General features: G+C 39.5%; 9 protein-coding genes, 1 tRNA gene and 1 other annotated feature. All 10 genes read left to right on the top strand.

Annotation, left to right across the window (positions count from 1 at the left end; genetic code table 11):
• Nucleotides 1-152 precede the first annotated feature (152 nt).
• The 10 genes from htpG to rplL all read left to right on the top strand — a co-directional run bounded on the left by htpG (nt 153) and on the right by rplL (nt 7,177).
• Entirely contained in the window at nt 153-1,973 is a 1,821-nt protein-coding gene (gene htpG / locus GGQ84_RS14960; RefSeq protein ID WP_429163619.1) for a molecular chaperone HtpG, read from the top strand.
• Between the two features lie 222 nt (nt 1,974-2,195).
• Nucleotides 2,196-3,386, top strand: coding sequence for an elongation factor Tu (gene tuf / locus GGQ84_RS14965; protein WP_429163611.1), 1,191 nt, complete (start codon nt 2,196-2,198; stop codon nt 3,384-3,386).
• 310 nt (nt 3,387-3,696) lie between these two features.
• Nucleotides 3,697-3,846: a 50S ribosomal protein L33 gene (gene rpmG / locus GGQ84_RS14970; RefSeq protein WP_429163612.1), complete on the top strand. Its 150-nt coding sequence runs from the start codon at nt 3,697-3,699 to the stop codon at nt 3,844-3,846.
• A gap of 15 nt (nt 3,847-3,861) precedes the next feature.
• Nucleotides 3,862-3,939 (top strand) — tRNA-Trp (locus GGQ84_RS14975).
• Between the two features lie 27 nt (nt 3,940-3,966).
• Nucleotides 3,967-4,185 carry a preprotein translocase subunit SecE gene (gene secE / locus GGQ84_RS14980; protein WP_429163613.1) on the top strand — a complete coding sequence of 73 codons (219 nt, stop codon included), beginning with the start codon at nt 3,967-3,969 and terminating at the stop codon, nt 4,183-4,185.
• A 48-nt stretch (nt 4,186-4,233) separates the two neighbouring features.
• Nucleotides 4,234-4,758 (top strand): transcription termination/antitermination protein NusG, encoded by a 525-nt coding sequence (gene nusG / locus GGQ84_RS14985; RefSeq protein WP_429163614.1) that lies wholly within the window; start codon nt 4,234-4,236, stop codon nt 4,756-4,758.
• A gap of 30 nt (nt 4,759-4,788) precedes the next feature.
• Nucleotides 4,789-5,214: a 50S ribosomal protein L11 gene (gene rplK / locus GGQ84_RS14990; protein WP_429163615.1), complete on the top strand. Its 426-nt coding sequence runs from the start codon at nt 4,789-4,791 to the stop codon at nt 5,212-5,214.
• A gap of 59 nt (nt 5,215-5,273) precedes the next feature.
• A complete protein-coding gene (gene rplA, locus GGQ84_RS14995) occupies nt 5,274-5,972 on the top strand; it encodes a 50S ribosomal protein L1 (RefSeq protein WP_429163616.1) in 699 nt (232 codons plus the stop codon).
• 72 nt (nt 5,973-6,044) lie between these two features.
• Nucleotides 6,045-6,198 (top strand) — a sequence feature (ribosomal protein L10 leader region).
• Between the two features lie 33 nt (nt 6,199-6,231).
• Complete coding sequence (gene rplJ / locus GGQ84_RS15000) at nt 6,232-6,756, top strand: 50S ribosomal protein L10 (RefSeq protein WP_429163617.1); 525 nt, start codon at nt 6,232-6,234, stop codon at nt 6,754-6,756.
• 46 nt (nt 6,757-6,802) lie between these two features.
• Nucleotides 6,803-7,177, top strand: a complete 375-nt coding sequence (rplL, locus tag GGQ84_RS15005) for a 50S ribosomal protein L7/L12 (protein WP_429163618.1) — start codon at nt 6,803-6,805, stop codon at nt 7,175-7,177.
• Nucleotides 7,178-7,305: the final 128 nt, after the last annotated feature.

The following is a 7,305-nucleotide window of genomic DNA, read 5'->3' on the forward strand; positions in this document are numbered from 1 at the left end:
TGTAAAATTATTGAATAAATAAAAATAAATGCAAGAATATTTCTTCTTAATTCTGGTTGTACTATGGTGATAAGTTTTTATGCAACACTAGTGTTATGGTATATAAAAATTAGTAAAAATTAATAATGAAGACGTTGAAAGGAGCGAATAAAATGGTGGATAAGCAATTTAAAGCAGAATCCAAAAGATTATTAGAAATGATGATTAACTCAATCTATACTAACCGAGAGATATTCTTAAGAGAGTTAATATCTAATGCCAGTGATGCTATAGACAAAATGTATTACAGGGCTTTAACAGATGATAAGTTGGTTTTTGATAAAGACAAGTACTACATAAAGGTAGAGGTGGATAAAGATAGTAGAACCTTAAAAATTTCTGATACAGGCATTGGTATGACAAAGGATGAACTAGAAGAAAATCTTGGTACCATAGCCAAGAGCGGATCTTTAGCCTTTAAAGAAACAAATGAGATTAAAGATGGTCACGACATTATTGGTCAATTTGGAGTAGGATTTTATTCGGCGTTTATGGTGGCCGATGCTGTTACTGTTGTTAGTAAATCTGTAGACGGTGGGGAAGCATTCAAATGGGAATCTCAAGGCGTAGAGGGATATACCATTGAGCCACATGAAAAAGAGGAATATGGTACTGATGTCATCCTAAAGTTAAACGAGAGTACAGATGAAGATGATTATGATCAGTTTTTAGAGGAGTACCGATTGAAGCAAATTATAAAAAAATACTCAGACTTCATTAGATACCCAATTAAAATGGGTGAAGAAGTTGTTAATAGTATGGTCCCCATTTGGCGAAAGAACAAGAGTGAACTAACCGATGAGGATTATGAGAAATTTTATGCTGAGAAGCATTACGGCTTTGATAAGCCGATAAAGCATATTCACATAAGTGTGGATGGGGCAGTGCGATATGATGCAATACTCTTCATTCCGGAGAATATTCCCTTTGACTATTATTCGAAAGAATATGAGAAGGGGCTTGAACTCTATTCCAATGGTGTTTTAATTATGAATAAGTGCTCAGACTTACTGCCAGACTACTTTAGTTTTGTGAAAGGGATGGTAGATTCAGAGGATTTATCTCTTAACATATCTAGAGAAATGTTGCAGCACGATAGACAGTTAAAGCTGATAGCTAAAAACATTAATAGCAAAATCAAAAAACAGCTACAAAGCTTGTTAAAGGATGAAAGAGATAAGTATGAGAACTTTTATGAATCCTTTGGTCGACAGCTAAAATATGGTGTCTATAGTGATTTTGGTGCTAACAAAGAAGTGCTACAGGATCTGCTCCTGTTCTACTCTTCTACGGAAAAGAAGCTAGTAACCTTAGAAGAGTATGTGTCCAGAATGCCTGAAGATCAAAAATATATATATTACGCATCTGGGGATACTGTGGAGAAAATCGAGAAGCTTCCTCAAACAGAGCTAGTGGCTGAAAAGGGCTATGAGATCTTTTACTTTACTGATGAAGTAGATGAATTTGCTATTAAGATGTTGGCAGCATATAAGGAAAAGGAATTCAAGTCCGTGTCTGATGGGGATCTGGGTATTGAACTGGAAGAAGATCAGAAGGATGTCAGTGAGGAAGATGGTAAAAAAGAGGTATTTGAATTTATGAAGGATCTTCTTTCCGATAAAGTGAAAGAGGTGCGAGCTTCAAAGAGGCTAAAAACCCATCCGGTGTGCTTAGCCACTGAAGGAGAACTAACTATAGAGATGGAGAAGACACTCCAATCTATGCCTAATAGTCAAGGTGTCAAGGCTGAAAAGATTTTAGAAATTAATATGAACCATCAAGTTTTCTCAGCACTACAAGAAGCCTTTGAAAATGACAAAGAAAAGCTAAAACTGTATACAAATCTGCTCTACAATCAAGCGCTCCTAATTGAAGGGTTGCCAATTGACGATCCAGTGGAATTCACCAATGATATGTGTAGAATTATGAAGTAAATAGATAGAAATCGGCTTTAAGAATCGACTTTTTCATATTTTAATTGTTGAAAGTAGCTGAGAAAATAATGTTGTTTAAAAAGCTAGAGGGTAAATTTGACATTAGAGGTTAAAAAATATAGAATAGGACAAGCAGGAATTATTCGATGTTTGGAGAATAAAAAGCATGTCTAAAATTCATGTTTAATATATTTATGAACTTAAGAAAGGAATGATTAACAGATGGCTAAAGCAAAGTTTGAAAGAAATAAGCCCCACGTTAACGTTGGAACAATTGGTCACGTAGACCATGGTAAGACTACATTGACAGCTGCCATTACAACTACATTGGCAAAGGCTGGTGGAGCTACAGCGACAGGATATGATCAAATTGACAACGCTCCAGAGGAAAGAGAAAGAGGAATTACAATTTCAACATCACACGTTGAGTACGAGACAGAGACTAGACACTACGCACACGTAGACTGTCCAGGTCACGCTGACTACGTTAAAAACATGATTACAGGTGCTGCTCAGATGGACGGAGCTATCCTAGTAGTAAGTGCTGCTGATGGCCCAATGCCTCAGACAAGAGAGCACATCCTACTAGCTCGCCAGGTAGGTGTACCAAACATCGTTGTTTGGCTAAACAAAGAAGATATGGTAGACGATGAAGAATTAATGGAATTAGTAGAGATGGAAGTAAGAGAGCTACTTAACGAATACGAATTCCCTGGTGATGACATTCCAGTGGTAAAAGGTTCAGCTCTTAAAGCGCTTGAAGAAGGCGGCGAAGGAGAATGGGCTAACAAGATTTTAGAATTGATGGCAGCAGTAGATTCCTACGTACCAACACCAGAAAGAGACACTGACAAGCCATTCTTGATGCCAGTAGAGGACGTATTCAGTATTACTGGACGTGGAACAGTGGCAACAGGAAGAGTAGAGAGAGGCGTAATCAAAGTAGGGGACGAACTTGAGATTGTAGGTATGAAAGACACTACAAAGACAATAGTAACAGGAGTAGAGATGTTTAGAAAGCTTCTAGATCAAGCAGAAGCTGGGGACAACATTGGAGCCTTACTTAGAGGTGTAGATAGAAAAGATATCGAAAGAGGTCAAGTGCTAGCTAAGCCAGGATCAATCAAGCCCCACACTAAGTTCAGCGCAGAAGTATACATTCTGAGCAAAGAAGAGGGTGGACGACACACTCCATTCTTCAACGGGTATAGACCACAGTTCTACTTCAGAACAACAGACGTAACAGGAGTAGTTACACTAGAAGACGGAGTAGAAATGGTAATGCCAGGAGACAATGTTAAGATGAACATCGAATTAATCACACCAATTGCAATTGAAACAGGATTGAGATTTGCAATTCGTGAGGGTGGCCGTACAGTAGGTGCTGGTGTAGTAACTGCTATTAACGAATAGTATATATGGGCAGGTTTATCCTGCCTTTTTATTTACACCATAGGAAAGCAAATTTTCCATTGGCATAAGTGCAACTAAGGCTTTCGCCTTCGCTAAAGGCTTGGCGCAAGCCAAGTTTTCTTTAATCTAAGGGGTTTAAGAAGCTAGGTAGATTGGGAAAAATATTGACAGTATACAACTGATATGATAAATTATATAAAGTACGTGTTAAATTGGAATACAAGCTATCGTCAAAGAAGTATACGGGAGGTGAAACCTGCTGCCAGGCATAGGACGGTAAGCTTTACACATATGGTCGGCAGGTGCTTAGATGAGAGAGGGCATTACATTAGCTTGTACTGAATGCAAGCAGAGAAATTATGCTACCACAAAAAACAAAAGAAATAATCCAGATAGACTTGAAACAAAGAAGTACTGCAAGTTCTGTCAAACTAAAACGTTGCACAGAGAGACTAAGTAGAGTTATTACAATTAAAGGCCCGTAGCTCCAATTGGCTAGAGCAGCGGACTCCAAATCCGCGTGATGGGGGTTCGAGTCCCTCCGGGCCTGCCAAACTACGTTATTAGGATGTGAAGTGAAATGGCTGCAAAAAAAGTTGCTCAGCAGGATGTGGGGGCTCTGGAAAGAGCAAAGCGATTTTTGCGCAATGTATGGGCAGAGCTAAAAAAAGTTCATTGGCTAGATAAAACACAGTTGATTAAATACACTGGAGTAGTACTTACTGCTGTAGTAATTATTGCCGTATTACTTTGGGTAATAGATTCTGGTTTGGGCTTTTTAATACAGTTGATATTCTAGATACTCTTTGAAGGGGGTGAGGGCCCTTAAGTGGCGGCCCTTGTGGTTATGGACAAAAAGTGGTATGTGATTCATACTTACTCTGGTTATGAAAACAAAGTGAAAACAAATCTTGAAAAGCGCGTGGAATCCATGAACATGGAAGATAATATATTCCGCATAATGGTTCCCATGGAAGATGAAGTAGAAATGAAGGATGGCAAAAAGAAGATTGCCAAGAAAAAGGTCTTTCCTGGGTATGTACTGGTGGAAATGATTATGTCTGACGTGGCTTGGTATGTGGTTAGAAATACGCCGGGCGTGACTGGTTTTGTAGGTTCCGGAACCAAACCTGTACCCCTTCACGAACACGAGGTTAGACAAATACTTGCTCAAATGGGTGAAGAAGACCCTAAGGCAAAAATAGACTTTGAGTTAAAGCAAAATGTGAGAATAATTTCAGGACCTTTTGAAAACTTTATCGGTACGATTGAAGAGATACATCCTGAAAAAGGTAAGGTTAAAGTATTAGTTTCTATGTTCGGTCGGGAGACCCCGGTGGAACTTGAATTCCAACAAATAGAAGCTCTATAGAGTAAGCATTTTTTAAGGAGGTGGACAACAATGGCAAAAAAGGTAGTGGGATTAATTAAACTGCAAATCCCTGCAGGGAAAGCTACTCCAGCGCCACCAGTAGGGCCTGCATTAGGTCAACATGGTGTAAATATCATGGCGTTTACTAAGGATTTCAATGAAAAAACAGCTAATCAAGCTGGTATGATTATACCGGTAGAAATTACGGTTTTTGAAGATAGATCCTTTACTTTTATTACAAAAACTCCGCCGGCAGCTATTCTACTAAAGAAAGCAGCAGGTATTGATAAGGCATCTGGAGAGCCAAACAAAAACAAAGTAGCTAAGGTATCTAGAGATAAAGTTAAGGAAATTGCAGAGCTTAAGATGCAAGATCTAAATGCAAATGATGTTGAGGCTGCAATGAAGATGATAGAAGGTACAGCTCGAAGCATGGGCATCGAAGTAGCTGAATAAGCTGCAAACGAGAAAAGTGGGAGGAGTATTCCGCTAACACCACAGAGGAGGAATATAAAATGGCTAAAACAGGAAAGCGCTTTGCGGAAGCAGCGAAGCAAGTTGACAGAGAGAAACACTATACGCCGGATGAAGCGATTAAAGCTGTAAAAGAAATGAGCAGCACTAAATTCGATGAGACTGTAGATTTAGCAGTTAGACTAGGGGTAGATCCTAGACACGCAGATCAGCAAATTCGAGGCGCTGTAGTATTGCCGCATGGAACTGGTAAAACTAAATCAGTATTAGTATTTGCAAAAGGCGAAAAGGCTAAAGAGGCCGAAGCTGCAGGTGCAGACTACGTAGGTGCAGAAGACCTAGTTGAAAAAATTCAAGGCGGATGGCTTGAATTTGATGTAGTAGTAGCTACACCTGACATGATGGCAACTGTAGGTAAATTGGGAAGAGTGTTAGGGCCAAAGGGTTTAATGCCTAACCCTAAAACTGGAACAGTTACTTTTGAAGTAGAAAAGGCAGTGAATGAAATTAAAGCTGGTAAAATTGCTTATAGAGTTGAAAAGGCTGGTATTATCCATGTGCCTATTGGAAAAGTATCTTTTGATGCAGATAAGATAGAAGACAACTATAATGTTATGATGGAAACATTAATCAAGGCTAAGCCGGCAGCGGCTAAAGGCCAATACATTAAGAGTATCACGTTATCCTCTACGATGGGTCCTGGAGTTAAAGTTAATCCACAGAAGCCCGTTGAAAAGTAGTTGACATAAATAGTCGGACGATGATATAATAGCATCAGTTTGACAACATAGCATTACTATGGTTTTTAAAAACAAAATACAGTGTAACAGCTGTAGACAGCAGGTGCGCAAGCTTAATATCCTGCCGAGGTTCGTGAAGAGTATCTGCACACTAATAGTGTGTGATGCTATAAACATGTGAAAGACAGACCTCTGTAGTGCTACAGGGGTCTTTATTAGTTTTGCCTTCAAATCTCAACAACAAGGAGGTGGGAACAGAATGGCAAAAGTTGTTTCTAAACAAGAAGTGGTAGCTGACCTTACCGATAAGCTAAAGAACTCACAAGGTGTAGTGATAACAGACTACAGAGGACTTAATGTTGCTGAGGTAACTCAACTAAGAGCAAAACTGAGAGAAGCTAACATTGATTACAAAGTAGTTAAGAATACACTTACAAAAATTGCGGCTAAGAACGCTGAAGTTGAAGGTGTAGATCAATTTCTAGAAGGACCGACGGCGATTGCATTTAGTGCAGAAGATCCTGTGGCGCCTGCTAAAATACTTTCAGAGTTTGCTAAAGCACACAAGGAACTAGAAATTAAAGGTGGAGTTCTTGACGGTAGTGCTGTTACATTCGAGCAAGTAAAAGAGTTAGCAGACTTACCATCCAGAGAAGAGTTGTTGGCTAAGGTTGTTGGTGGGATGCAAGCACCTATTTCAGGCTTTGTCAACGTATTACAAGGGCCTATTAGAAATCTGGCCTATGCTCTTCAAGCTGTTAAGGAGCAGAAAGAAGCAAGTTAATATTAGTTATTAAATAATTTGAAGTATACTTAGGAGGTATATAATAATGTCAAAAGTTAATGAAATTATGGAAGCTGTTAAAGAAATGTCAGTATTGGAGCTAGCTGAGCTAGTTAAAGCATTAGAGGAAGAATTCGGTGTTAGCGCTGCTGCGCCAGTAGCTATGGCTGCTGCACCAGTAGCTGGCGGAGACGCTGCTGCAGAAGAGCAAACTGAGTTTGATGTAGTTCTTACTGGAGCTGGAGACAAGAAGATTAACGTAATCAAAGTTGTGCGTGAATTGACAGGTCTTGGCTTGAAAGAAGCAAAAGCACTAGTTGATGGTGCGCCAAAGCCAGTTAAGGAAAAGGCAAGCAAAGAAGAAGCTGATGAAGCAAAAGCTAAATTAGAAGAAGCGGGTGCTTCTGTAGAAGTAAAATAGTACTTGCTGTTAAGAGCCTCTGGTTATCCAGAGGCTCTTTTTATGTGTGCCCGGCACGGGCGGTAACTTGGCGGTGAAAGTCCGCTGTGGGCTTGGTAGTGGGAACCACTAGCCAATGACAAGGGTGT

The organism is Desulfitispora alkaliphila, assembly GCF_050433185.1.
Taxonomy (GTDB): domain Bacteria; phylum Bacillota; class Desulfitisporia; order Desulfitisporales; family Desulfitisporaceae; genus Desulfitispora; species Desulfitispora alkaliphila.

What these genes read in the sequence shown, in the direction of transcription:
- rplL (WP_429163618.1), top strand. Translation starts at nt 6,803, where the DNA reads ATGTCAAAAGTTAATGAAATTATGGAAGCTGTTAAAGAAATGTCAGTA.
- nusG (WP_429163614.1), top strand. Translation starts at nt 4,234, where the DNA reads ATGGACAAAAAGTGGTATGTGATTCATACTTACTCTGGTTATGAAAAC.
- secE (WP_429163613.1), top strand. Translation starts at nt 3,967, where the DNA reads ATGGCTGCAAAAAAAGTTGCTCAGCAGGATGTGGGGGCTCTGGAAAGA.
- rplA (WP_429163616.1), top strand. Translation starts at nt 5,274, where the DNA reads ATGGCTAAAACAGGAAAGCGCTTTGCGGAAGCAGCGAAGCAAGTTGAC.
- rplK (WP_429163615.1), top strand. Translation starts at nt 4,789, where the DNA reads ATGGCAAAAAAGGTAGTGGGATTAATTAAACTGCAAATCCCTGCAGGG.
- tuf (WP_429163611.1), top strand. Translation starts at nt 2,196, where the DNA reads ATGGCTAAAGCAAAGTTTGAAAGAAATAAGCCCCACGTTAACGTTGGA.
- rpmG (WP_429163612.1), top strand. Translation starts at nt 3,697, where the DNA reads ATGAGAGAGGGCATTACATTAGCTTGTACTGAATGCAAGCAGAGAAAT.
- htpG (WP_429163619.1), top strand. Translation starts at nt 153, where the DNA reads ATGGTGGATAAGCAATTTAAAGCAGAATCCAAAAGATTATTAGAAATG.
- rplJ (WP_429163617.1), top strand. Translation starts at nt 6,232, where the DNA reads ATGGCAAAAGTTGTTTCTAAACAAGAAGTGGTAGCTGACCTTACCGAT.